Source organism: Streptomyces sp. NPDC107528, from assembly GCF_055639295.1.
Map to the genome: position 1 here is coordinate 323873 of NZ_JBVKAV010000002.1, position 21620 is coordinate 345492.

A 21620-nucleotide genomic window follows, 5' to 3' on the forward strand; every position below is an offset into this window, starting at 1 on the left:
CGGAATGGGGTTCTTGGACGGACTCTGGCGGGGCCGGGCGGCCGAGTTCGACTCGGGCAGCGCGTCATCGAACTCGATCGAGCTGACGAAGCGGCACGACCGCGTCTCGCTCACCAAGCAGGGCGCAGCCACGGGGCATCTGCGGATCAACCTGACGTGGCGCATGCGCACGTCCGACATCGGCGGGTCACAGCGGGAGAGCCTGCTGCGGCATCCGTTCAAGGCGCTCAAGCCGCCGGAGGTGGTCGGACACAGCCAGAGCATGGTCAACGTCGACCTCGACCTCGGGGCGCTGTACGAACTCACCGACGGGACGAAGGGCGTCGTCCAGCCGCTGGGCGGGTTCCTCGGGGACGCCAACGGGCCGCCGTACGTGAAGCTCAGCGGGGACGACCGGTTCGGGTCGGCGTCGGGGGAGACGATCTACGTCAACCTCGACCACCGGGAGCACATCAAGCGGCTGCTGGTCTTCGTGTACATCTACGACCAGACGCCGGCGTTCGACCGCACGCACGCGATCGTCACGCTCTACCCGAGCAACGGGCCCCGTATCGAGATCGGCCTCGACGAGCGGCATCCGCAGGCCCGGTCCTGTGCGGTGGTGATGATCGAGAACGTGAAGGGGGAGATCTGGGTCCGGCGTGAGGTCAAGTTCGTCTACGGCTTCCAGGCCGAGCTGGACCGGTTGTTCGGGTGGGGGTTGCAGTGGGGGCGCGGCTACAAAACGAAGGCGGAGCGCTGACGCCGGGCCTTGGCCGGTGCGCCCAGTAGCTCGGGGCGCACCGTCGTGTCGCGGCTGTGGGTGTGTTGTGGCTGGTCGCGCCCGCGCGACGGAGCCGCACATCGATGCAGCCCCGCGTCCCTCGGGGCGTTGCGGCTAGCGTCCGATGAACTGCGGGCCCTGCGGCGGCAGGCTGAAGCCCTGGGTCGCGGGGGCCGTCACCGGGGGCGGGTAGCCGTAACCCGACTGGGCCGTCGCCGGCTGGCTGGTCGGCTGCGGGTAGCCGTAGGCAGGCTGGGTCGGCGGGGGCTGCTGCGGGGCCTGGGGGTAGCCGTACGACGGCTGGGGCGGGAGCGTCGTCGTGGGCTGCTCCGGGGGCAGGGGCTGGGAGATCTCCGGTGCGGGGACCGGCGTCGGCTCCTCGGCCATTTCCGACTCGTCCACCGAGATACCGAAGTCCGTGGCCAGGCCCCGCAGGCCGTCCGAGTAGCCCTCGCCCAGGGCGCGGAACTTCCAGACCTCGCCACGGCGGTACAGCTCGCCGCAGATCAGGGCGGTCTCCTCGCCCGTCTCCGGCTTGATGTCGAAGTACGCCAGCGGATCGCCGTCCGGGGCTGCCGCGTCGTACAGCAGGATGCGCAGATCCCGTACGCGGTCGAAGGCGACGCCGTCCGCCGAGGCGACCAGAAGAATCTGGCCGACGCTCGGCTCGACACCGGACAGATCTGTCTGGATCGTGTCGGTGAGGCCCTCGGCGCCCCGCTTCTTGCCGAGCCGCCAGACCTGCCCCGAGGGGTGCCGGGGCTGGTTGTAGAAGACGAAGTCCTCGTCGGAGCGCACGCGACCGTCGGGGCCGAGGAGGAGTGCCGAGGCATCGACATCCGGGACCCCCTGCCCGGGCGTCCAGCGCAGCACGGCGCGTACCGTCGTGGCTTCGAGCGGGACGTTCGACCCCTTCAACATCGCGTGCGTCATGCGATCATCCTGCCCTCTCCGTCCTGATCACGACAACGCGGGGTACACAGGCCGTGTGCGCCCGTGTTTGTCCGCGTTACCAGAAATTCATGCCTGTCGGGAACCCCTGACATGGGTATCTACGTACTATTACCGGCCACCTGTGAACCGGTCACAGGGGCCACATAGCCACCACGGGGGAGCTCTATGCGTCATTTCGGGCACATCGCCCCGGAGGTGCGGCAGCGCCTCTTCCACCGGGAGCCATGTGAATTCTCCGCCGACTCTCCGGCGAGGCTGCTCTCCGCGGCCCTGGGCGCCACGCTCTACAGTCCGGCCACGCGACCGCGGCTCGCGGACGACATCGTCAAGCAGACCGGACGCGGCGTGGTCTCGATGGTGCTGTGCCTTGAGGACTCCATCCGCGACGAGGACGTGGCGGAGGGCGAGGAGAACCTGGTCCGCCAGTTCACCGACCTCGCCGGGCGCGAGGGCGCGGCGGATCTCCCGCTGCTCTTCGTCCGCGTCCGTACGCCCGAGCAGATCCCCGATCTCGTACGCCGGTTCGGACCCGCCGTACGGCTGCTGTCCGGATTCGTGCTGCCGAAGTTCACCGAAGAGCGCGGCATGCCCTTCCTGGAGGCCCTCGCCCTCGCGGAGGCCGAAAGCGGGCGCCGACTGTTCGCCATGCCGGTGCTGGAGTCGCCCGCCCTGCTGTACCGCGAGTCGCGCGTGGAGAGCCTGGAGGGCATCTTCCGCGCCGTCGACAAGTACCGGGAGCGGGTGCTGGCGCTGCGCCTCGGGGTCACCGACTTCTGCTCGTCGTACGGACTGCGCCGGGCCCCTGACATGACCGCGTACGACGTCCAGATCGTCGCCTCCGTGATCGCCGACGTGGTGAACATGCTGGGGCGGGCCGACGGCACCGGGTTCACGGTGACCGGCCCGGTGTGGGAGTACTTCCGCGTGCAGGAACGTATGTTCAAGCCGCAGCTGCGCCGCAGCCCCTTCCTCGAAGGGCAGGCCGAGGAGCTGCGCGAGGCCCTCATCGAGCACTCCATGGACGGCCTGCTGCGCGAGATCACGCTCGACCACGCCAACGGCCTGCTCGGCAAGACCTGCATCCACCCCTCCCACGTGCTGCCCGTACACGCACTGTCCGTGGTCAGCCACGAGGAGTACAGCGATGCCAAGGACATCCTGCAGCCCGAGCGCTGCGGCGGGGGTGTACTGAGGTCGCAGTACACGAACAAGATGAACGAGGTGAAGCCGCACCGGGCGTGGGCCGAGCGGACCATGCTGCGGGCCGAGGTGTTCGGCGTGGCCAACGAGGACATCGGCTTCGTGGAACTGCTCGCCGCCGGAATCCCGGCCTGACCAGGCCGAACGGCCGCAATCCACCGGCCGAACGACTGTTGACCAAGGGACGCATGAACAACGCAGTGAACGACGGGGTCTGGTCCGGGAGCTGGGTCGCCGAGCGGCTCGGAGTCCAGCTCGTGGGCGACGACGGGCTCACCCAGATGCTGGGGCTCGCCCTGCGCCGCAACCCCAAGCGGGCGCATCTGCTCGTCTCCAACGTGCTCGGCAAGCACGTACCGCAGTCACCCTCCGTGGTGTACGGCGCCGGCTTCGCCCTCGGACGCCGGGTGCGGGACCTGCTGGGCGCGGAGGAGGCCGCCAGGGCGGTCGTCCTCGGCTACGCGGAGACGGCGACCGGGCTCGGCCACTCCGTCGCCGACGGTGTGGGTCTCGCTCCGTATCTGCACTCCACGCGCCGCCCGGTCGCCGGGGTTGCCCGTGCGGGCGGCTTCGAGGAGTCCCACTCGCACGCCACGTCTCACTTGCTGCTGCCGGAGGACCCGGCGCTGCTGGCCGGTGACGGGCCGCTGGTTCTGGTCGACGACGAGTTCTCCACGGGGAACACGGTGCTGAACACCGTTCGGGATCTTCATTCGCGGTATCCGCGGCGGAGGTACGTCGTGGTGGCGCTGGTCGACATGCGGTCGGCCGCTGACGCGGGGCGCCTCGCGGATTTCGCCGGGGAGATCGGTGCGCGGGTCGACCTGGTGGCGGCCGCTTCGGGGACCGTGCAGCTGCCTGAGGGGGTGCTGGAGAAGGGGCAGGCGTTGGTGGCGCGATTCGAGGCGGAAAGTGCCGCGGGGGGTGGTTCGTCGTCTGCGGCGCCGTCGGGGCTGGTCGCGCAGTTCCCCGCGCCCCCAAACAGCGGCGTTGCCGTGGCCCCGTCCGAGGAGGCGACGGTCGGCTCTGCGCCGAGCCTCGAAGCCGACGTGCACGACCACCCCTCAGGGGCGCGGGACTGTGTTGAATCTGCGGCTTCCGCCGCGGGGGCGCGACCAGCCCCCACCGGTTCGCACCCGGACGACAACCGCACCGCCCCCCACATCACCCGTGTCGACCTGGCCTGGCCCCGCCGGCTCCCCGACGGCGGCCGGCACGGCTTCACGCCCGCGCACCGCACCCGCCTCGAAGCCGCCCTCCCCGCCATGGCAGCCCGCCTCGCGGAGGCGCTCCCGGCCGACGCGCGGAGCGTCCTCGTGCTCGGGTTCGAAGAGCTGATGTACGCGCCCCTCAGGCTCGCCCGCGAGCTGGAGCAGGTCGCCGACGCGGAGGTCCGCTACTCGACCACCACCCGCTCACCCGTCCTCGCCGTCGACGACCCCGGCTACGCGATACGCACCCGCCTCGTCTTCCCGGCCCACGACGACCCGGACGACGGCCCCGGCGAGCGCTACGCCTACAACGTCGCGGGCGCGGGCTTCGACGCCGTCATAGCCGTCGTCGACTCGGCCGCCGACACCCCCGAACTGCACGCGCCCGACGGCCTGTTGGCCCAGCTCGCCGCCCACACCCCGCGCGTCCTGCTCGCGGTCGTGCCGTCGTACGTCCCCGAGCCGCCGCCGCGCCTCGCCGTTTCTCCTGGAGACACCACCACCATGCTGCACGAGCCCCTCCGCGGCCCCGCCTTCTCCTCGTACGCCCCCGAGGAGGTCGGCTGGCTGCTGCAGGACCTCTCGGACGTGACGCTGGAGGCGCCGACCGAGGAACGCGAGGAGGCCATCCAGAGCGGCGGCGCGCACTACGCCGAGTCGCTGCCGGTGGAGTACCAGCCGAGCGAGCAGTACCAGGCCCTGTTCCACACGGCCTTGGAGGAGTCCGCGGCGCGACTGGCGCAGGCCGTGGGCGCCGTCACCGAACTCGTGCTCGCCGAGCGGTCACCGCGCCCCGTGCTCGTCTCGCTCGCCCGCGCGGGCACCCCCGTAGGCGTCCTGATGCGCCGCTGGGCCCAGTTCCGGCACGACCTCGAACTCCCGCACTACGCCGTGTCGATCGTGCGCGGCCGAGGCATCGACGCCAACGCCCTGCGTTGGCTGGCGCGGCACCACGACCCGCGTGACGTCGTCTTCGTCGACGGCTGGACCGGCAAGGGCGCCATCACCCGCGAACTCGCCGTGGCCCTGGAGGAGTTCGAGAAGTCCGACGGCGTCACCGGCTTCGACCCCGAGATCGCCGTACTGGCCGACCCGGGCTCGTGCGTGCGGACGTACGGCACCCGCGAGGACTTCCTCATCCCGTCCGCGTGCCTCAACTCCACGGTGTCCGGCCTGATTTCGCGTACGGTCCTGCGCGCGGACCTGGTCGGACCGAACGACTACCACGGCGCGAAGTTCTACCGCGAACTCGCCGGCGCCGACGTCTCCGTCGCCTTCCTGGACGCCGTGGCGGCACGCTTCCCCGAGGTCGTCGACGCGGTCGAGGCGACGGCCAAGGAACTGCTGTCCGGCGACCGCACGCCGACCTGGGAGGGCTGGGCCGCCGTCGAGCGCATCAGCGAGGAGTACGGCATCCACGACGTGAACCTCGTCAAGCCCGGCGTCGGCGAGACCACGCGCGTGCTGCTGCGCCGGGTGCCCTGGAAGATCCTGGCCCGGGCCGGCGCCGGAGCCGACCTGGACCATGTACGTCTGCTGGCCGAACAGAGAGGGGTCCCGGTGGAAGAGGTCGCCGAACTGCCGTACACCTGCGTGGGGTTGATTCACCCCAAGTACACGCGGGGCGCGACGGGTGCCGACGGCAAGGCGGTGAACGTCTGATGCCGGTACTGGTGGCGAGCGACCTCGACCGTACGCTCATCTACTCCGCCGCGGCCCTCGCGCTGACCATGCCGGACGCGCGGGCGCCCAGGCTGCTGTGTGTGGAGGTCCACGAGAGCAAGCCGCTGTCGTACATGACCGAGACCGCGGCCCAGCTGCTGACCGACCTCGGCGACGCGGCGGTCTTCGTGCCGACGACGACCCGGACCCGCAAGCAGTACCAGCGCATCAACCTGCCGGGCCCCGAGCCCAAGTACGCGATCTGCGCCAACGGTGGCCACCTGCTCGTCGACGGAGTCTCCGACCCCGACTGGAACGCACAGGTCACGGCCCGGCTGGCCGAGCAGTGCGCGCCGCTCGCCGAGGTGCAGGACCACCTCATGGCGTCGGCGTCCCCGGCGTGGGTGCGCAAGCACCGGATCGCCGAGGACCTCTTCGCCTACCTCGTCGTCGAGCGCGAACTGCTGCCCGAGGAGTGGGTGAAGGAGCTCGCGGTGTGGGCGGAGAACCGCGGCTGGACGGTGTCCCTGCAGGGCCGCAAGCTCTACGCCGTCCCCAAGCCCCTCACCAAGAGCGCCGCCATGCACGAGGTCGCCCGCCGCACCGGTGCGGAACTGACGCTGGCGGCCGGTGACTCCCTGCTGGACGCCGACCTGCTGCTGGCCGCCGACAAGGGCTGGCGCCCGGGGCACGGCGAGCTGGCCGACACCGATTTCACCGCCCCGGCGATCAGCGCGCTGCCGGAGCGGGGGGTGCTGGCGGGGGAGCGGATTCTTCGGGAGTTCTTGAGCGTGACTCGGGGAGCCGAGTAGGCGCGAGGCACCGCTGGGGGGGGAGCCGGTGCCGGGGGCCGGGTGGCCCGGGTGGCCCGGGTGGGCGCCGCGGGCGCCCGGGGGCGGTGTCGGCGGCCGGCGGGTGCCGCGGCTCGCAACCGGAGAGCGCCTGCGGCAGGGCTTGCGGGCGCCTGCGGCACGGCGGTGTGGTGGACGGCCGGGGTGGGTGCCGGGCGCCCTCAGGGCCGTACGCCCGCGGGGCCGGCGGCGTGGCGCCGGTCAGCGGGGGGCAGAACCGAGGGGTCTGGCCGCATAGGTAGGGGTCTCGCTGGTGGGGCCGGCGCCTCAGCACGCTGTCAGCCGTGATCGTCCGTCCTCACCGTGGGCGACGCCGGCAGCAGCGTCGACCCAACTGGCGCCGACGCGGCGCCCGGTCGCGCCAGTGCTCGCCGTAAGCGACGTCAGTCAGGGAACCCGCCGCGGTCGGCGTCAGCCCGGCCGCGGAGCCGTCCGAGCAGCCCCGTCCAACCCGGTCCAACTCCGTTCAGCCCGCGGAGCTCAGCCGCAGCTCAGCCGCAGCGACCTCCGCCGCAGCACCCGCCACCCCCGCCGCTCGGCTTCGGGGCCGCGGGGGCGCTTGCCGTGCCGCCGACGGCGACCGTGGACAGGAGCTTCACCGTGTCGTCATGCCCCGCAGGGCACGCGGCGGGGGCGGAGGACTCCGCCATCGGGCGGCTCAGTTCGAACGTGTCGCCGCAGCTGCGGCAGCGGTACTCGTAGCGAGGCATGCGCACAGGTTAACCGGCGTCCCGGGCCGTCGTTGGGACCGAGCTGAGCCCCGTCAGTGAGCGCCGCCGCGCTCCTCGCGGATCTGGGCGACGACCCGGGCCACCGTCTGCCGTACCGCCTCCGTCTCGGTCAGGAAGTGCCAGTAGTCCGGGTGGCGGCCCTCCAGCGTGCCGATGGCCCGCTCCAGCCGGGCGACGGAGTCGTCCAGGGGGCGCGCGTGCCGTGGATCGGGTGTGTTCCGTCCCGCCATGGCCAGCCGCTGGGCGTCCCGGATCGCGAAACGGGTCCGGTCGATCTCCTGCTGCGGATCCTTCTGCACGGCGTTGAGCTGCCTCAGCCGGTCGCCGGCGGCGGACACCGATTCGTCGGTGCTGTTCAGCAGCGCCCGCACCGTCGACAGCAACGCGGTGGCGTCCGGCCAGCGCTGCTCGTCGCGCGCTGCCTGCGCCTCCTTCAGCTTCAGCTCGGCCTGCCGCACGTTCTCCCCGGCGTGGTCCGGGACGCCCTGCAGGTCCTGCCAGCAGGCCACCGTGAACCGCCGCCGCAGCTCGCTCAGCACCGGCTCCACCTGCCCGGCACGCGTGGTCAGCGCCTGCGCGCGTGTCCGCAGCGACACCAGCCGGTGATCGATCTCGGCGGCCTTCTCCGGCAGCCGCTCAGCTTCCACCCGGACCGCTTCCGCCTCCCGCGCGACCCGCTCGGCCCGCTCCAGCGTCTGCGGCACGCCATGCTGCCCGGCGCCCTGGTTCAGCTTGGTCAGCTCCGGGGCGAGGGCGGCGAGCCGGGCCGCCAGGTCGTCCGCCTGGAGCCCCGATCCCCGTACGGCATCCAGGGCGTTCGACGCGGACAGCAGGCCCTGCCGGGCGCGCTCCACGGCCGGGGCGAGACGGGCCAGCTGAGTCTCGGCCTTGCCGAGCAGCGGCCCGAGCCCGTCCGTGAACCGATCCAGCTCGCGCTTGGCGTTGTCGAGCTCGTCCTTGGCCTTCGTCAGCTCCGTACGGGCATGCGCCGCGGCCGACGCCTCCAGGTCGTCACGGTCGAGGTCATGGACGTCGACAGCCTGGATGTACTGGTGACTGACCTCGTCGATACGCCGCCCGAGCGCCTCGAAGTCGGTGATCGCCCGGCGGGCCGCCGGGGAGTCGTCGACGGCCGAGATCGTCTCGATCGAGATCCGCAGATCCCGCTGGGCGGTGTCCAGCTCGTAGAACGCGGCGGCCGCGGCATCCTTCGCGGCCTGCGCCTCGGCGCGCTGACTCTCGGCCCGCCCACCGAACCACCGCCTCGTACCCCCACCGGCGAACGCGGCGGGCAGGACGAGAGCGGCGACGAGCGGAAGCGCGATGAGGGCGAGGGTGTCGCGGACGGCGAGGCGCGCGCCCCGGGCACGACGTACGGGAAATGCGGCCTGCCGCGCGGGATGTCCCTGCGCGCCCGGCACTGACGGCGAGTTCGGCTGCGGAGGTGTCGCCGTCACATCCCTCTCCCGTGCTGTCATTCACCCTGCCCGGTGTCATTCTCCCACCGGTTTAGGACGAACACACGGGCCGGTTAGTTCGCGGTTCGGACAGTGACTTTTCCGTCACCGGTGCGGGCGGAGACGACGTGGGAGCTGGTGTCGTCCCGGGGCACGGACACATCGACCGCGCCGTCACCGGTCTCGGTGGACACGCGGTACGTGGCCCGGGGCAGCTCGATGGTCACCGAACCGTCGCCGCTGCGGGTCTCCACCAGGTCCGGCACGGTGTCGAGTTCGAGGCGCACCGAACCGTCCCCGGTCTGTGCCTTGACCTGCCGCGAGGACACGTCGGACACACGCACCGACCCGTCCCCCGTCCTCAGGTCCAGCGGCCCGCTGGAGTCGGTGACCCGCACGGACCCGTCTCCCGTACGCACGCTCAACGCATCCCGGAACCCCCGCGCCCGCACGCTCCCGTCCCCGTCCTCGACCTTCACGGTGACTCCGCGCGGCACCTCGATACGGTGCTTGGTCGAGCAGTTCGCGATCATGCCCGAGCACTTCTCCCGCAGTACCAGCCGGTCGTCCTCCATCGCCCACGTCACCTTCGGATCCGACCCGAGCGCGACCGACCCCTGGAACCACCGGGTCACCTGCACCGCGCCTGCCTTGTTCGTGTCGGCGGCCACGATCTCCAGCGCGGAGTCGTCGGAGTCGATGGTCAGCGTCCGCCCCTGCAGCGCGAACGACCGCCGGTCCGGCTCCTTGTCGTCCCCGGCGGAGGCCCCGCACGCGGTGACCCCACCGAGAAGCACCACGACGGCCCCGGCAACCACGACAGCACGGACGGGAACGGTACGGGCCATGACGATCTCCCCCAGGGCTTCCTCGGACTTCCCTGGAACCGACCTTTTCGGTCCAGGGGTGCGGTGGTGGTTCGACCGTACGGACCCGCGGCTCGGGGCGGGATCCGGGCCGCTCCCGGATCCGTGGTGGGGATAACCCCAGGGGGATCCCCGGTCTTCACGGCCTTCCCGGACGTCCGCGATACGGGTTTGCGGGGCATGGCCCCTGGCAAGGTAGGCTGTCGAATCGTTCTCGGGTGCGTAGCTCAGGGGTAGAGCGCCTGCCTTACAAGCAGGATGTCGGCGGTTCGAAACCGTCCGCGCCCACCAGTTTCAAGCCCCAGCTCAGCTTGGGTTTCGCGGCCCCTCGGAGAGATCTCCGGGGGGCCGTTCTCGTGGCCGGGGTCCACACCGCCGGGCGTGCGAAGGCCCGGCCGCGCACGGGCGCGAGCCGGGCCGGTCAGCGACGGTCAGTCGGCGACGGGTCAGTAGTTCCCGTTGGAGATCATGTCCCCGTCCTTGCCGTACACCGTCACGAGCCCGTTCTTCGACTCGTAGCAGGAAGCGAACGCGGACGCGATCAGCTTGGCGTCGCCGGCGTTCTCGCTCATGAAGCCGCCGCTGTAGTCGGTGAAGACTTCGGCGGCGTCGAGGATGTCGTTGCTCTTGTCGGCGCCGGTCACCTTGGTGACGTGCCCGACCGCTGCCTTCTCGGCGCCGGTGCCGGACTTGCCGACGCAGTCCTTGAACTGCTCGGCCTGGCTCTTGTCGGCGGCCGGTGCCTCTTCCGCCGGCTTGTCAGCGGCTTCCTCCGCGGGCTTGTCGGCGGCTTCCTCGGCAGCCTTGGGCTTGTCGGAGGTGGCGGCGACGGCCTTGTCCTTGTTGCTGCTGTCGGTGGAGTCGTCGCCGCCCCCGGCGATGGCGCCGATCACGATGAGGCCGACGAACACGGCGCCGACGATGCCGAGGATCTTCCCGGTCTTCCGCTTCGGCGGCTGGGGCGGGGGAGCCCCCCAGCCGGGCTGCTGCGGGTAGCCGTATCCGGGCTGCGTCGGCTCCTGTGGTGCCCCGTATCCGGGCTGCTGCGGGTACTGCTGGCTCATGTGCCCCCTTGGCGCAATCTGCGTGGAGGGTGAACCTAGCCGATGTGTGGGATGTGTGAAGGCGCTGAAATGATTCTGTGACTTATGTGAAGCACGGTCAGGAAATGACGAAGGCCCGCACAGTGGCGGGCCTTTGCTCCGGGGGCCGGTCATGCCCCGGGGCTCCGTGCCGTCAAGTCCGGGCCGGCTACTGCTCGTCGGCCGACGGCGCGTGGGCGTGCTTCAGCTTTGTGCGGGCGTCCACGCGCTCTGCCCCCGTGACTTCCGACCAGAAGCGGTGGCCGCTGACGAAGACTGCGAGTTCGTGCTCGCGCTGCCGGAGTTTCTCCACTTCGGCCTGCTGGTCCTGGGTCCAGCCGGGGGAGGCGGGGCGCTCGACCTTGCGCCAGCCGTTGTCGTCGCTGAAGCCGTCCAGGGGTACGACCGACCAGGGAAGCTGCTTCAGGAGGGCCGACAGCTCGGCCCGGACCTGATGTAGCTCCTCCTGACCGGCGAGAAGGTCACTCGGAAAGTCATAGGGCGTAGCCACGGCTCAATGCTACGCCTGTTCGATTTTGGGTTGCGAGCGTCTTTGGGGGGTTCATGCGAACGGGTGGGACTGAGAGGTCAGTTGGCTGGTGAGCGCCCACGTAACCTCTTCCTGTGCCTGCCTCCCCTCTGCATCGCGTCGCCGTCCTTGTGCTGGAGGGTGCGAAGCCGCTCGATGTCGGGATTCCCGCGCAGGTGTTCACGACCCGCGCGAGCATGCCGTACGAAGTGCGGGTGTGTGGGGCTGCGCCCGGGCTCGTGGCCGGTGGCGACGGTCTGGCGTACTACGTCGAGCACGGTCTCGAGGCGCTGGCGTGGGCCGACATCGTCTTCGTCCCCGGCTACCGGTTCCCGGACCGCGACGACCCGCCGCAGGCCGTCGTCGATGCGCTGATCGCCGCCCACGAGCGGGGCGCGCGGCTCGCCGCCATCTCGACAGGCGCCTTCGCGCTCGCCGCCACGGGCCTGCTCGACGGCAGGCGCGCCACGACGCACTGGCACTACACGCGAGCGCTGGTGTCCCGGCATCCGCTCGTCCAGGTCGACGAGAACGTGCTGTTCGTCGACGAGGGCAGCCTGCTCACCTCGGCCGGCGCCGCCTCCGGCATCGACCTGTGCCTGCACATCCTGCGCAGCGACCTCGGCGTGGCCGCGTCCAACCACGCGGCCCGGCGTCTGGTCGCCGCCCCCTACCGCAGCGGCGGTCAGGCCCAGTACGTGCCGCGCAGTGTCCCGGAGCCGCTCGGCGAGCGGTTCGCCGCCACCCGCGAGTGGGCGCTGCACCGGCTCGGCGAGCCCCTCACCCTCGACACACTGGCGCGGCAGGCCGAGGTCTCGGCGCGGACGTTCTCCCGGCGCTTCGTCGAGGAGACCGGATACACGCCGATGCAGTGGGTGATGCGCGCCCGCATCGACCTGGCCCGTGAGCTGCTCGAACGTTCGCAGCGCAGCGTCGAACAGATCGCCGCCGACATCGGGCTCGGCACCGGCGCGAACCTGCGCCTGCACTTCCAGCGCATCCTCGGCACCACACCGAGCGAGTACCGGCGCACCTTCACCCGGGGCGAGTGACCCGTCCGCACCGTATGGCGGAGTGTGGCGGGGTCCTCTTGAGTCGTGTGGCGTGATCCTTTTGAACCATGGCGATCCCGCCACTGTCAGGGGCGCGAGCCGCGGGCGACCCTGGTGGCGAAGGGAAGGGACATCACTCATGACTCGCATCGCCATCAACGGTTTCGGCCGCATCGGACGCAATGTGCTGCGCGCACTGCTGGAGCGCGGCAGCGACCTGGAGGTCGTCGCCGTCAACGACCTGACGGAGCCCGCCACTCTCGCCCGGCTGCTCGCCTACGACAGCACGGCCGGCCGGCTCGGGCGCCCGGTGACCGTCGACGGGAACGCCCTCGTCGTCGACGGCCGCCGGATCACGGTGCTGGCCGAGCGTGAACCGGCGCAGCTGCCGTGGGCCGAGCTGGGCGTCGACATCGTCCTTGAGGCCACAGGCCGTTTCACCTCGGCGAAGGCCGCCCGCGCCCACCTCGACGCGGGCGCGAAGAAGGTACTCGTCAGCGCGCCGTCGGACGGCGCCGACGTCACGCTCGCGTTCGGGGTCAACACGGACTCCTACGACCCGGCCCTGCACACGATCGTCTCGAACGCCTCCTGCACCACCAACGCGCTCGCGCCGCTGGCCAAGGTGCTCGACGAACTCGCCGGTATCGAGCACGGGTTCATGACGACGGTGCACGCCTACACGCAGGAGCAGAACCTCCAGGACGGCCCGCACCGCGATGCCCGTCGCGCCCGGGCCGCCGGCGTCAACATCGTGCCGACCACGACCGGTGCCGCCAAGGCGATCGGCCTGGTGCTGCCGAACCTCGAAGGCAAGTTGTCGGGCGACTCGATCCGCGTACCGGTGCCGGTGGGCTCGATCGTCGAACTCAACACGACCGTCGCCCGCGACGTGACCCGCGACGACGTGCTGGCGGCGTACCGTGCCGCGGCGGAAGGGCCGCTCGCCGGCGTCCTCGAGTACTCGGACGACCCGCTGGTCTCGTCCGACATCGTGGGCAACCCCGCCTCGTCGATCTTCGACTCGGCCCTCACCCGCGTCGACGGCCGCCACGTCAAGGTGGTCGCCTGGTACGACAACGAGTGGGGCTTCTCGAACCGCGTGATCGACACGCTCGAGTTCCTCGCCACCCGCTGACCGGAGCGCTCAGTCACAACGGGTGTGCGGTGGCTAGTGGCCCGCGTCCCTCAACTCGGCCACCAGGCGTGCCGTTACGGGTGCCGGTACCGCGTGGCGTTCGGCGGCTCGTAGCAACGCCCCGCCGATCGCGTCCAGTTCGAGGGGGCGGCCGGCCTCGGCGTCGCGTTGCATGGACGACTTGGTGGCGGCCGGGAAGGCGTCGTAGCGGGCGAGGGCCGCGATCGGGTCGGCGGGGCCGCCGCAGGCACGGCTGACGGCTGCCGTCTCCTCGACCAGGGACGTCAACTCCTCGCGGTGGTGCGTGCGTACGTCGCCGAGAGGGAGGGCGTGTCGGGTGGTGAGGAGGGCGAAGGGGGCCAGGAAGGACATCTTCGCCCAGAGGGCCGCCGTCTCGTCCGGGAGGACGCGGGTGGTGGGGCCGGCTGTGTTCAGGGTCTGTGCGAGGGCTTCGAGGTGGTCGCGGGGGGCGGTGTCGCCCGTCAGGTCGATCTCCGCGAAGGGGCTTGTGTGCTCGATCTCCCCGGGCGCCACCCGGGTCGACTCGACGCGGATGACTGCGGGGGCGACGCGGTCCGGGGCGTAGTGGGCGCGGAGGGTCTCCGGGTGTTCGACGCCGTTCAGGAAGGGGACGATCACGGCGTCGCCGAGCGCTGTGCGCGGGGCGCGGGTCAGGGCCGTGTCGAGGGCGGTGGCCTTGACCGTGATCAGGCAGGCGTCGACGGGTTCACGGAGCTCGGTGTCCGCCTCCACCTGAGCCGTGAAGTTCCCGAAACGGCCACTGCGGACCTGGATTCCGGTCGTACGCAGGGCCTTGGCCGTCTCGTCGCCGGCCAGGCAGATGACGCGGTGCCCGGACCTGGACAGGAGTGCGGCGAGCAGGCCGCCTATGCCGCCCGGGCCCAGTACCGCCACCGTGCGTCGGTCGTTCGCCGTCATGCGATGCGCCGTCATGCGGTTCCTCTCGTCGGTCGGCCCCTCACTGGTGGCCGCCTTGGGCGTGATCATGGCAGACATGGCCCTGTCCGAGGGAGACTGTTAGGCATGTGCCGCAGCATCAAGACACTTCGTCCGCCCGCGTTGCCCGAAGAGGCGACGGAGGAAGACATCCGCGCCGCCGCCCTGCAGTACGTCCGCAAGGTCTCCGGCTTCCGCGCCCCGGCCGCGCACAACCAGGAGGTCTTCGACCGCGCCGTGGATGTGATCGCCGAAGCCACGGCCGACCTGCTGGCCGGCCTGGAGATCCGGGGGCAGGCCGTCCGCCGGGCGGGCTAGAGGGTTCCTCCGGGGCCCGCCGGATCGAGGTGACGCGCCTTCCCGTGATCGTGGGCGTCAGTACCGCTGCGCCTTGGCGATCTCGGCGGTCAGGCGTGGCTCGGGGGGCTTACGGCTGATGGCGAGCGGTTGTGCCTTCTCGCCGGGTTCCAGGTCCTCCGCACCCACGAACCGGGTCTCGGCGACCTTGCCCTCGGGGTCGCGGAAGTCGACCTGCACCGCGTAGGACGCGGTCTCGTCGGTGCGGTTGGTGATGTTCACGACGACGGCCAGCAGACCGCCCGTATCGGCGCGCGGCTTTCCGGTGAGCGACACGTCCCCGGTGGCGTTGCCGCGGCCGTCGACGTCCTCGAGTTCCCGCTGGGCGGCCTGGTTGGCCCGCATGATCTCGGCCGACACCGATGCCTCGAACTCCGAGGCGCGGGCGGAGGCGGAGGAGGCCGCGGCGGAGGCCCGTTCGCGGGCGGATGCCTCGAGCGAGGAGAGAGCCGTGGCCGCCGTGCCGGAGAACGAGGCCGTATCGGGGGGAGTAGGGGTCGGCCTGGGAGAGGCGGCGCCGTCGCCTTCGTCACCCCCGCCGCAGGAGACCAGGGTCGCGGCACCGGTGGCCGCGAGGAGCAGTCCTGCCAGGGCTGCGCGCACGCGGGAGCGCTGCGATGGTCTCGTGGCCTTCGGCGCGCGGGCACTCATGCCAGGGGGGTCCCTTTCCTCGCGGCGGCGGGGCGAGACGGACGCGAACCCATCGGTCGGCCTGATGGACATCGACCTGGCCGACATCGCGCTGACTGACGTCGAGCGACCTGGTAGGCGGCGCCTGCCCCATTGCGTGGGATCCATCGTGCACGCGATGTGCTCGTGCGGCCACTCAGCGTCACAGAGGTCTACGCCGGCCTGCGCCGCACCAAGTACGTCGCCACCGCTCCCGCCGTGAACAGCGCCCCCACCGACACCGCCGTCGCCAGCCACGTCGCTCCCAGCCACTGAGCGCCGAAATAGCCGAGGGCCACGCTGTAGACGGCCCAGGCGAGGCCGGCCAGGGCGGACCAGGGAAGGAAGTCGCGGGCGCTGCGGTGGGTGGCGCCGGCGCCGAACGAGACGACCGAGCGGCCGGCCGGGGCGAAGCGGGCCAGTACCACCAGGGCGCCGCCGCCTCGGGCGAGGGCTGTGCCGAGACGTTCCTGCGCAGAGGTCAGGCGGCGGGAGCGGGCGATGGCGCGGTCCAGTCGGGCGCCGCCGCGCCAGGCGAGGCGGTAGGCGACCAGGTCACCCAGGACGGAGGCCGTCGCGGCGCACAGCGTCAGGGCCAGGATGTCGGGGACCTCGCCGGGGACCTGACCGGTCGCGGCACCCGAGCCGGCGGCCGCCGCCGTCGCCGCTGTGATCACCAGAACGCCGCTGGGCAGCACCGGTACGAACACGTCCAGCAGGACCGACAGGCCCACCACCACATAGATCCAAGGGCCCGCTGTCAGCGAACCCACGTCCTCGAGACCCTCGAGCACCGCAACTCCCCGTGTTTCCCCCCGTGGCCAGACCGTGCCGCGACGTCGCGGGGGAGCGGCAGGGGCGGCCTATGACAGCCATACAGCGTACGCCGGGGGTGTGACAGGAGGTTCATCGGGGGCTCGTGTGTTCGGCACAGCATGTTCACACGGCCGCAGCGAAGCGAACGGCGCCGGCACCCGCGTGAGCCTCGCGGGTGCGGGCGCCGTCATGCGCGAGCCGTGGCCGTCAGGCGGTGACCGGCGTCTGGTCCGGCGCCGTCCTGCCCTGCGTGCCGGAGCGCTTGGCGAACAGCCGGTCCAGCCCGAACGCGCCGGACCCGGTGAAGATCAGCAGGAACATGGCCCAGCAGTACATCGCGGCACCCTCGCCGCTGTTCTCGATGGGCCACAGCCCCTCGGGCTGGTGGACCTTGAAGTACGCGTAGGCCATGGCGCCGGAGGCGATGAACGCGGCTATGCGGGTGCCGAGGCCGAGCAGGACCAGGCTGCCGCCGACGAGCTCGATGGCGGCCGCGTACCAGTCGGGCCAGGCGCCGGTCGCGGCGGTCCCGCCCTTGCCGTCGACGCCGCCGAAGGCGCCGAGGAGGGACATGGCGCCGTGGCAGGCGAAGAGCAGGCCGACGACGATGCGGAACAGGCCGATGGCATACGGCTGGGCGCTGTTGAGGCGTCCGGTCATGTGGGGACTCCCTCGGTCTGAGGTGTACCGGTCCCATGGCGGGACGGGTGTGGGGACGGATACTGATCGGTAAGCCCCACGTTAGGTAGCCCTAATCAACACTTGCAAGTTCAACATTCGGCCATCGCGTCGCCTCGGTGCCCCCTCCCGGCCCAGGAACAACCGCATGTAGCACCGCTCTGGCGACCGCGTCCGCATCCGAAAGAGTGACCGAATCCACACCTGGCCGCGCCCCAGCCGCCGTCACCCAGTGCGGGCCCTCCGTGGGCACCCCGAACGCGAACCGCCGTTCGTGTGCGCGTCCCTGACGGTCGATCAGGCGGTACGGCCGCTGTGTGACGTCAAGTCCTCCCGTTTCGTAGCCATTCAGGGTGTGCGGCCGGCACTGCCCGGTCTTCAGCAGTTGCGCCAGCAGGTCGTCGGCGCTGCGGCGCAGGTCCGGTTCCGGCAGCCGCGCCTCGACGAGCGCCGTCACCCGCACCGCCGAGCCCGGCACCTCGGGGGAGTGCGCCACCCACGCTCCCCGCTCCTCCCGCACCTCCAGCCGCGGCCCGAGCACCTCCACCACACCCGCCTCCATGAGCGCCACCAGCTCCTCCACACGCCGTCGGGGCGGGCCGATGGAGAGGAAGGCGTTGAGCGGGGTGTACCAGCGGTCCAGGTGGTCCCGGCGGGAGGAGCCGGTGAGGCCGCCGTGGTCGACGACGAGCCGCAGTTCGTTGCGCAGGTCGCGCAGCACGTCGAGGGCCGACTTCAGCGGACCGTGCACATTGCCCCGGGCGGCCTGGGCCGCGTCCTCGCGCAGATACTCCAGCAGCCAGTCGCGCCACCGCCCCGGATCCGCGAAGTCGCATCCCGCGTACGGCCGGGACACCCGGTCCCAGCTCCAGCGCTCACGCTCCGGGACGCCGAACTCGTCGAGCAGCAGCGCCTCTTGAGGTGCGCGGTGGGGGAGGGGCAGGAAGCGTTCCGTGAAGGCCGCCCGCTGTCGCGCCTGCGGTATCAGTGCCGCGTAGTACACCGTCTCCACCTCCTTCGCCACCAGCGGCCATATCTCCGCGAGGAAGTCCGGTGCCTCGCCCGAGTCCGCCCGCTTGCGGAAACCGGCGATCACCTCGGGCGTCAGGACGAGCGGGAGGTGGCGGCCGTACGCCCCCTTCGCGTTGTCGCCGCGCGCCTGGTACGGGATGCCCCGCCGCGAACCGGCGTACAGGCGCGGCTCGTTGCCGGACGGGACGTAGCGCAGACCCCGACGGCCCTCGGCGCGGACGAAGCTGCCGCCGCGGCCCGTCGTCAACAGGGCCATGTGGTCGAAGAAGTTGAGGCCCAGGCCGCGCAACAGCACCGGTTCGCCGGGGGATACGGGTGAGAGGTCGATGTCGGCCGGGTTCGCGGGCGGCACGTAGTGCAGGCCGTGGCCTTCGGCGTACGCGGTGAGGCGGCGCTGAAGCGCGTCGGCGGCCGTCGGCAGATGCCCCTGCGCGAGGACCACGGCGGACAGGCCGGGCAGCACGCTGCCGTCGTCGAGGGTGAGGGCCTGGCTGCCGTCGGGGGCGTCGTCCAGCCGTACGGCGCGGGCCGCGTACGTCTCGACGTGCACGGCCGGCGGCGCCTCGCGGACGACCGTCGCGAACACCCACTCCAGGTACCGGCCGTAGTGGGCTCGGGTCGGGTACTCGTCCGGGTCCAGCGTGCCCGCCGCCCACTCGTACAGGCTGGGGCCGGGCCGGATCGGGCCCGAGCAGTCGACGCTGTCGTCGGTGAACAGCGTGACCTGCGAGGACACCGTGTTCATGAGCAGCTCGGGCGACTGCGCGGTCCGCCAGACGCGCCCCGGCCCGGGCGGTGCCGGGTCGATCACATGGACGGTGAGACGCGCCCTGGGCGGGAGGAGTTCGGGAGCGGAGGCGCAGAGGCGTTCCAGGACGCTGGTGCCGCGGGGGCCGGCGCCGACCAGGGCGACGGAGACCGTGGGGGAGCCCGGGGTCGGTGCGGAGGGCGGTGCAGACAAAAGGGTGACTCCCGGGCGTGTGGGGCGCATTGGAGCGAACCGTCGGGTGGAAGCGGACGGTCCGGCTCATCATGCCGTCGGGAGCGGCGTGAACCGAGTCCTGGGACGAGTGAGTGTGGGATGCATCACGAACATCACGTGCGTCACGCCACACGCGAGCCTCTATGCGGTGGAACCGTCTGTTTACGGGGCGAGTTCGGACTCCGCGATCGTCCGCAGCCGCGCCGCGGCACCCCGGCCCCGGGCACCCTCGGCCCCCGCCCCTCGCACCGCCCGTGCCTGCTCCAGCCGCAGCCGGGCCGAACGCCCCCGCAGCGTCAGCGTCATGAGCTGGTTGCCGAACCAGGGCCCGCCCGTGCGGCGCCAGTCGACCGGCGGCTGGGGACATCCTCCGTGCCCCGCGAACCGCCGTCCGAGCCAGCGGCCCACTCCGCTCCAGCCGAAGCGGAAGCCGAGCCGGATCGCCGCATGGATGGCGTTGTGGACGGGCGAGCAGGTCAGCTGAAGGACACGGGCGTCGGGCCCACTGCCGTCCGGCCAGGTCGGCTCGGCCACGTACGCGTGGTGCACGTCCCCCGACAGCACGCACACCGTCGCCGGTGCCTGCGCCCCCGACCCGACCTCGGCGATCAGCTCCGTCAACGCGTCGAAGGACGACGGGAAGGCCGCCCAGTGCTCCAGATCGGCCCGCCGCCGCAGATCCTCCCCGAAGCGCGCCCAGCGCTCGCCGCGTTCACCCCGGCACAGCGAGGCGTTCCACGCCTCGGCGTCGTGCACCAGGTGCGGCAGCAGCCACGGCAGGGACGTACCGATCAGGAGGTGGTCGTACGAACCACGCGCGTCGAGCGCCTGCTCGCGCAGCCATCGCGCCTCGCCCGGGTTGAGCATGGATCGCGAGCCCTCGTCGAGGACGCGGGCCGCCCGGGTGTCCACCATCAGCAGCCGTACGCGGCCGAAGTCGCGCCGGTAGCTCCAGCGGACGGAGGCGGGCTCGGCCTCCGCCTTGCAGGCGAAGGAGCGCAACAGGTCGGTGCCGTCGGGGGTGTCACGTACGGCGGCGTAGAGCGGATCGCTGGCCAGCTCGGCCGGCGACAGGTTGCCGAGGTGCTGGTGGACCCAGTACGACATCAGCCCGCTGAGCAGCCGCTCGCGCCACCAGCTCGTTTCCCGCATGTCGGCGAGCCAGGCGGCCGAGGTGTTCCAGTCGTCGATGACGTCGTGGTCGTCGAAGATCATGCAGCTGGGCACGGTGGACAGCAGCCAGCGCACCTCGGGGTCGAGCCAGGACTCGTAGTACAGCCGGGTGTACTCCTCGTAGTCCGCGACCTCGTCGCCCGGCGGTTCGCTCAGATCGCGGCGCGCGGCCAGCCAGCGCCTGGTCGCCTTGGACGTCTCGTCCGCGTACACCTGGTCACCCAGGAGCACCAGCACATCCGGCCGCTCCCCGTCCGGCTCGGCGGCGATCCGCGCGGCCAGGGTGTCCAGGGCGTCCGGTCCGACCGGGTCCGGCTCACCGGCGGGCGGTGCGGCCCAGCGACAGGATCCGAAGGAGAGGCGGACGGTGTCGGTGTCGCCGTCGACGGGGGTGCGGATGAGGGAGGGCGGGAAGGGCGAGTCGGGCAGCGGCCACACGCGGGCGCCGTCGAGGAGGACCTCGTACGGCTGTGCGGTGCCCGGAGTGAGGCCGGTCACCGGGATCAGGGCGTAGTGATGGCCCGCGACCTGGAAGGTACGGGACTCTCCGTGGGCGCCGTCGGCGCCGCGCACCTCGGCCGCGCACGGGCGGCTCGCCTCGACCCAGACGGTCGCGGACGTGCCGTCGGCGTACCTCAGCAGTGGGCCAAGCCGCAGTTCGGTCACGTGATCGCCCTCCTCCGTCGCCCCGTACGGTACGGAACGACGGAGGGGAACGGGGAGGTTCCGCAGATCACGGTTTGCCGAACTCCGGCGGGACCGCGTCAGGCACGCGTCGGCGCTGCCTCGCCGCCCCGGTGCCTCGTCAGCAGCCGGAGAGGTAGTTCGTCAGGGCGGACTTCTCCGCCGAGTCGACCGAGAGGCCGTAGTAGTACTTCACCTGCACCCAGGCGCGCACGTAGGTGCAGCGGTAGGCCGTGCGCGACGGCATCCAGGTGGCCGGGTCCTGGTCGCCCTTGGCCTGGTTGACGTTGTCGGTGACGGCGATCAGCTGCGGGCGGGTCAGGTCGTTGGCGAAGGACTGGCGCCGCGAGGTGGTCCAGCTGTCGGCGCCGGAGTCCCACGCCTCGGCCAGCGGGACCAGGTGGTCGATGTCGAGGTCGGAGGCGGCCGTCCAGGTGGCGCCGTCGTAGACGGAGTACCAGCTGCCGCTGGTGGCGGCGCAGGAGGAGTCGGTGACGACGCCCGAGCCGTCGCGCTTGAGGACGGTCTCACGGGTGTTGCAGGCGCCGGACTGGGTGATCCAGTGCGGGAAGAGGTCGCGGTCGTAACCGGTGCGGTCCTCGGTGGCCACGGTGAGCTGGGCGAGGTAGCTGCGGGCGGTGGCGCCGCTGACGGGCGTGGGGAGCGCGGCGGAGGCGGTCGGAGCGTTGAAAAGCGCGACGGAGGCTATGAGGCCGCTGAGGGCCGCGAGTATGCTGACCCGTCGACGCGCGTAGAACTTCGACATGCTGACTCCC

The 21620-nt window shown here is 71.6% G+C and carries 20 protein-coding genes and 1 tRNA gene; 8 read left to right on the plus strand and 13 right to left on the minus strand.

Annotation, left to right across the window (positions count from 1 at the left end):
- Positions 1-4 precede the first annotated feature (4 nt).
- The gene (locus ACZ7L5_RS06530; RefSeq protein ID WP_471514927.1) at positions 5-742 is read left to right on the plus strand and encodes a TerD family protein; all 738 of its coding nucleotides are present in this window, start codon (positions 5-7) and stop codon (positions 740-742) included.
- 135 nt (positions 743-877) lie between these two features.
- On the opposite strand, the gene ACZ7L5_RS06535 is transcribed toward ACZ7L5_RS06530, so the two are convergent.
- Positions 878-1696 (minus strand): TerD family protein, encoded by an 819-nt coding sequence (locus tag ACZ7L5_RS06535; RefSeq protein WP_471514929.1) that lies wholly within the window; start codon positions 1694-1696, stop codon positions 878-880.
- 186 nt (positions 1697-1882) lie between these two features.
- Between ACZ7L5_RS06535 and ACZ7L5_RS06540 the strand changes: the two genes are divergently transcribed.
- From ACZ7L5_RS06540 to ACZ7L5_RS06550, 3 genes are read left to right on the plus strand one after another with little or no spacing between them, the layout of a single operon-like run.
- Complete coding sequence (locus ACZ7L5_RS06540) at positions 1883-3052, plus strand: HpcH/HpaI aldolase/citrate lyase family protein (RefSeq protein ID WP_471514931.1); 1170 nt, start codon at positions 1883-1885, stop codon at positions 3050-3052.
- Positions 3053-3105: 53 nt separating this feature from the next.
- Positions 3106-5790, plus strand: a complete 2685-nt coding sequence (locus tag ACZ7L5_RS06545; RefSeq protein ID WP_471514933.1) for a phosphoribosyltransferase — start codon at positions 3106-3108, stop codon at positions 5788-5790.
- Complete coding sequence (locus ACZ7L5_RS06550) at positions 5790-6602, plus strand: HAD family hydrolase (RefSeq protein ID WP_471514934.1); 813 nt, start codon at positions 5790-5792, stop codon at positions 6600-6602. Before ACZ7L5_RS06545 ends, ACZ7L5_RS06550 begins: the two co-directional genes overlap by 1 nt.
- Before the next feature lie 530 nt (positions 6603-7132).
- On the opposite strand, the gene ACZ7L5_RS06555 is transcribed toward ACZ7L5_RS06550, so the two are convergent.
- The 3 genes from ACZ7L5_RS06555 to ACZ7L5_RS06565 form a co-directional block, all read right to left on the minus strand.
- The gene (locus tag ACZ7L5_RS06555; protein ID WP_363035859.1) at positions 7133-7351 is read right to left on the minus strand and encodes an FmdB family zinc ribbon protein; all 219 of its coding nucleotides are present in this window, start codon (positions 7349-7351) and stop codon (positions 7133-7135) included.
- 53 nt (positions 7352-7404) lie between these two features.
- A complete protein-coding gene (locus ACZ7L5_RS06560) occupies positions 7405-8829 on the minus strand; it encodes a hypothetical protein (RefSeq protein ID WP_471514936.1) in 1425 nt (474 codons plus the stop codon).
- Between the two features lie 74 nt (positions 8830-8903).
- On the minus strand, positions 8904-9677 hold the full coding sequence (locus tag ACZ7L5_RS06565) for a DUF4097 family beta strand repeat-containing protein (protein ID WP_471514938.1): 774 nt from the start codon (positions 9675-9677) through the stop codon (positions 8904-8906).
- A gap of 234 nt (positions 9678-9911) precedes the next feature.
- On the opposite strand from ACZ7L5_RS06565, the gene ACZ7L5_RS06570 reads away from it, so the two are divergent.
- A tRNA-Val gene (locus ACZ7L5_RS06570) sits at positions 9912-9986 on the plus strand.
- 155 nt (positions 9987-10141) lie between these two features.
- Here ACZ7L5_RS06570 and ACZ7L5_RS06575 read toward each other — a convergent pair.
- A complete protein-coding gene (locus ACZ7L5_RS06575; RefSeq protein WP_363035865.1) occupies positions 10142-10759 on the minus strand; it encodes a hypothetical protein in 618 nt (205 codons plus the stop codon).
- Positions 10760-10946: 187 nt separating this feature from the next.
- Complete coding sequence (locus tag ACZ7L5_RS06580) at positions 10947-11288, minus strand: hypothetical protein (RefSeq protein ID WP_328881971.1); 342 nt, start codon at positions 11286-11288, stop codon at positions 10947-10949.
- A 113-nt stretch (positions 11289-11401) separates the two neighbouring features.
- Here ACZ7L5_RS06580 and ACZ7L5_RS06585 point away from each other — a divergent pair, with 113 nt between their 5' ends.
- A complete protein-coding gene (locus tag ACZ7L5_RS06585; RefSeq protein ID WP_471514940.1) occupies positions 11402-12358 on the plus strand; it encodes a GlxA family transcriptional regulator in 957 nt (318 codons plus the stop codon).
- A gap of 139 nt (positions 12359-12497) precedes the next feature.
- Positions 12498-13496: a type I glyceraldehyde-3-phosphate dehydrogenase gene (gene gap / locus ACZ7L5_RS06590; protein ID WP_471514942.1), complete on the plus strand. Its 999-nt coding sequence runs from the start codon at positions 12498-12500 to the stop codon at positions 13494-13496.
- Between the two features lie 33 nt (positions 13497-13529).
- On the opposite strand, the gene ACZ7L5_RS06595 is transcribed toward gap, so the two are convergent.
- On the minus strand, positions 13530-14435 hold the full coding sequence (locus tag ACZ7L5_RS06595) for a ketopantoate reductase family protein (protein ID WP_471515832.1): 906 nt from the start codon (positions 14433-14435) through the stop codon (positions 13530-13532).
- A 105-nt stretch (positions 14436-14540) separates the two neighbouring features.
- Between ACZ7L5_RS06595 and ACZ7L5_RS06600 the strand changes: the two genes are divergently transcribed.
- Positions 14541-14771, plus strand: a complete 231-nt coding sequence (locus tag ACZ7L5_RS06600) for a DUF2277 domain-containing protein (protein WP_328881974.1) — start codon at positions 14541-14543, stop codon at positions 14769-14771.
- 57 nt (positions 14772-14828) lie between these two features.
- On the opposite strand, the gene ACZ7L5_RS06605 is transcribed toward ACZ7L5_RS06600, so the two are convergent.
- From ACZ7L5_RS06605 to ACZ7L5_RS06630, 6 genes are all read right to left on the minus strand, one after another.
- The gene (locus ACZ7L5_RS06605) at positions 14829-15461 is read right to left on the minus strand and encodes a hypothetical protein (protein WP_471514944.1); all 633 of its coding nucleotides are present in this window, start codon (positions 15459-15461) and stop codon (positions 14829-14831) included.
- Between the two features lie 191 nt (positions 15462-15652).
- Positions 15653-16273: a DedA family protein gene (locus ACZ7L5_RS06610; RefSeq protein ID WP_471514946.1), complete on the minus strand. Its 621-nt coding sequence runs from the start codon at positions 16271-16273 to the stop codon at positions 15653-15655.
- 229 nt (positions 16274-16502) lie between these two features.
- Complete coding sequence (locus ACZ7L5_RS06615) at positions 16503-16955, minus strand: DoxX family protein (protein ID WP_362377844.1); 453 nt, start codon at positions 16953-16955, stop codon at positions 16503-16505.
- A 91-nt stretch (positions 16956-17046) separates the two neighbouring features.
- On the minus strand, positions 17047-18996 hold the full coding sequence (locus tag ACZ7L5_RS06620) for an FAD/NAD(P)-binding protein (protein WP_471514948.1): 1950 nt from the start codon (positions 18994-18996) through the stop codon (positions 17047-17049).
- A 153-nt stretch (positions 18997-19149) separates the two neighbouring features.
- Entirely contained in the window at positions 19150-20826 is a 1677-nt protein-coding gene (locus ACZ7L5_RS06625; RefSeq protein ID WP_471514950.1) for an alkaline phosphatase D family protein, read from the minus strand.
- Between the two features lie 139 nt (positions 20827-20965).
- Entirely contained in the window at positions 20966-21610 is a 645-nt protein-coding gene (locus ACZ7L5_RS06630) for an HNH endonuclease family protein (RefSeq protein ID WP_363035878.1), read from the minus strand.
- Positions 21611-21620: the final 10 nt, after the last annotated feature.

Bases quoted from the DNA above. Each gene is read 5' to 3' on its own strand.
- ACZ7L5_RS06595 (WP_471515832.1), bottom strand. From the start codon at position 14,435: ATGACGGCGAACGACCGACGCACGGTGGCGGTACTGGGCCCGGGCGGC.
- ACZ7L5_RS06565 (WP_471514938.1), bottom strand. From the start codon at position 9,677: ATGGCCCGTACCGTTCCCGTCCGTGCTGTCGTGGTTGCCGGGGCCGTC.
- ACZ7L5_RS06550 (WP_471514934.1), top strand. From the start codon at position 5,790: ATGCCGGTACTGGTGGCGAGCGACCTCGACCGTACGCTCATCTACTCC.
- ACZ7L5_RS06530 (WP_471514927.1), top strand. From the start codon at position 5: ATGGGGTTCTTGGACGGACTCTGGCGGGGCCGGGCGGCCGAGTTCGAC.
- ACZ7L5_RS06540 (WP_471514931.1), top strand. From the start codon at position 1,883: ATGCGTCATTTCGGGCACATCGCCCCGGAGGTGCGGCAGCGCCTCTTC.
- ACZ7L5_RS06545 (WP_471514933.1), top strand. From the start codon at position 3,106: ATGAACAACGCAGTGAACGACGGGGTCTGGTCCGGGAGCTGGGTCGCC.
- ACZ7L5_RS06600 (WP_328881974.1), top strand. From the start codon at position 14,541: ATGTGCCGCAGCATCAAGACACTTCGTCCGCCCGCGTTGCCCGAAGAG.
- gap (WP_471514942.1), top strand. From the start codon at position 12,498: ATGACTCGCATCGCCATCAACGGTTTCGGCCGCATCGGACGCAATGTG.
- ACZ7L5_RS06615 (WP_362377844.1), bottom strand. From the start codon at position 16,955: ATGACCGGACGCCTCAACAGCGCCCAGCCGTATGCCATCGGCCTGTTC.
- ACZ7L5_RS06575 (WP_363035865.1), bottom strand. From the start codon at position 10,759: ATGAGCCAGCAGTACCCGCAGCAGCCCGGATACGGGGCACCACAGGAG.
- ACZ7L5_RS06630 (WP_363035878.1), bottom strand. From the start codon at position 21,610: ATGTCGAAGTTCTACGCGCGTCGACGGGTCAGCATACTCGCGGCCCTC.
- ACZ7L5_RS06620 (WP_471514948.1), bottom strand. From the start codon at position 18,996: ATGCGCCCCACACGCCCGGGAGTCACCCTTTTGTCTGCACCGCCCTCC.
- ACZ7L5_RS06605 (WP_471514944.1), bottom strand. From the start codon at position 15,461: ATGAGTGCCCGCGCGCCGAAGGCCACGAGACCATCGCAGCGCTCCCGC.
- ACZ7L5_RS06535 (WP_471514929.1), bottom strand. From the start codon at position 1,696: ATGACGCACGCGATGTTGAAGGGGTCGAACGTCCCGCTCGAAGCCACG.
- ACZ7L5_RS06555 (WP_363035859.1), bottom strand. From the start codon at position 7,351: ATGCCTCGCTACGAGTACCGCTGCCGCAGCTGCGGCGACACGTTCGAA.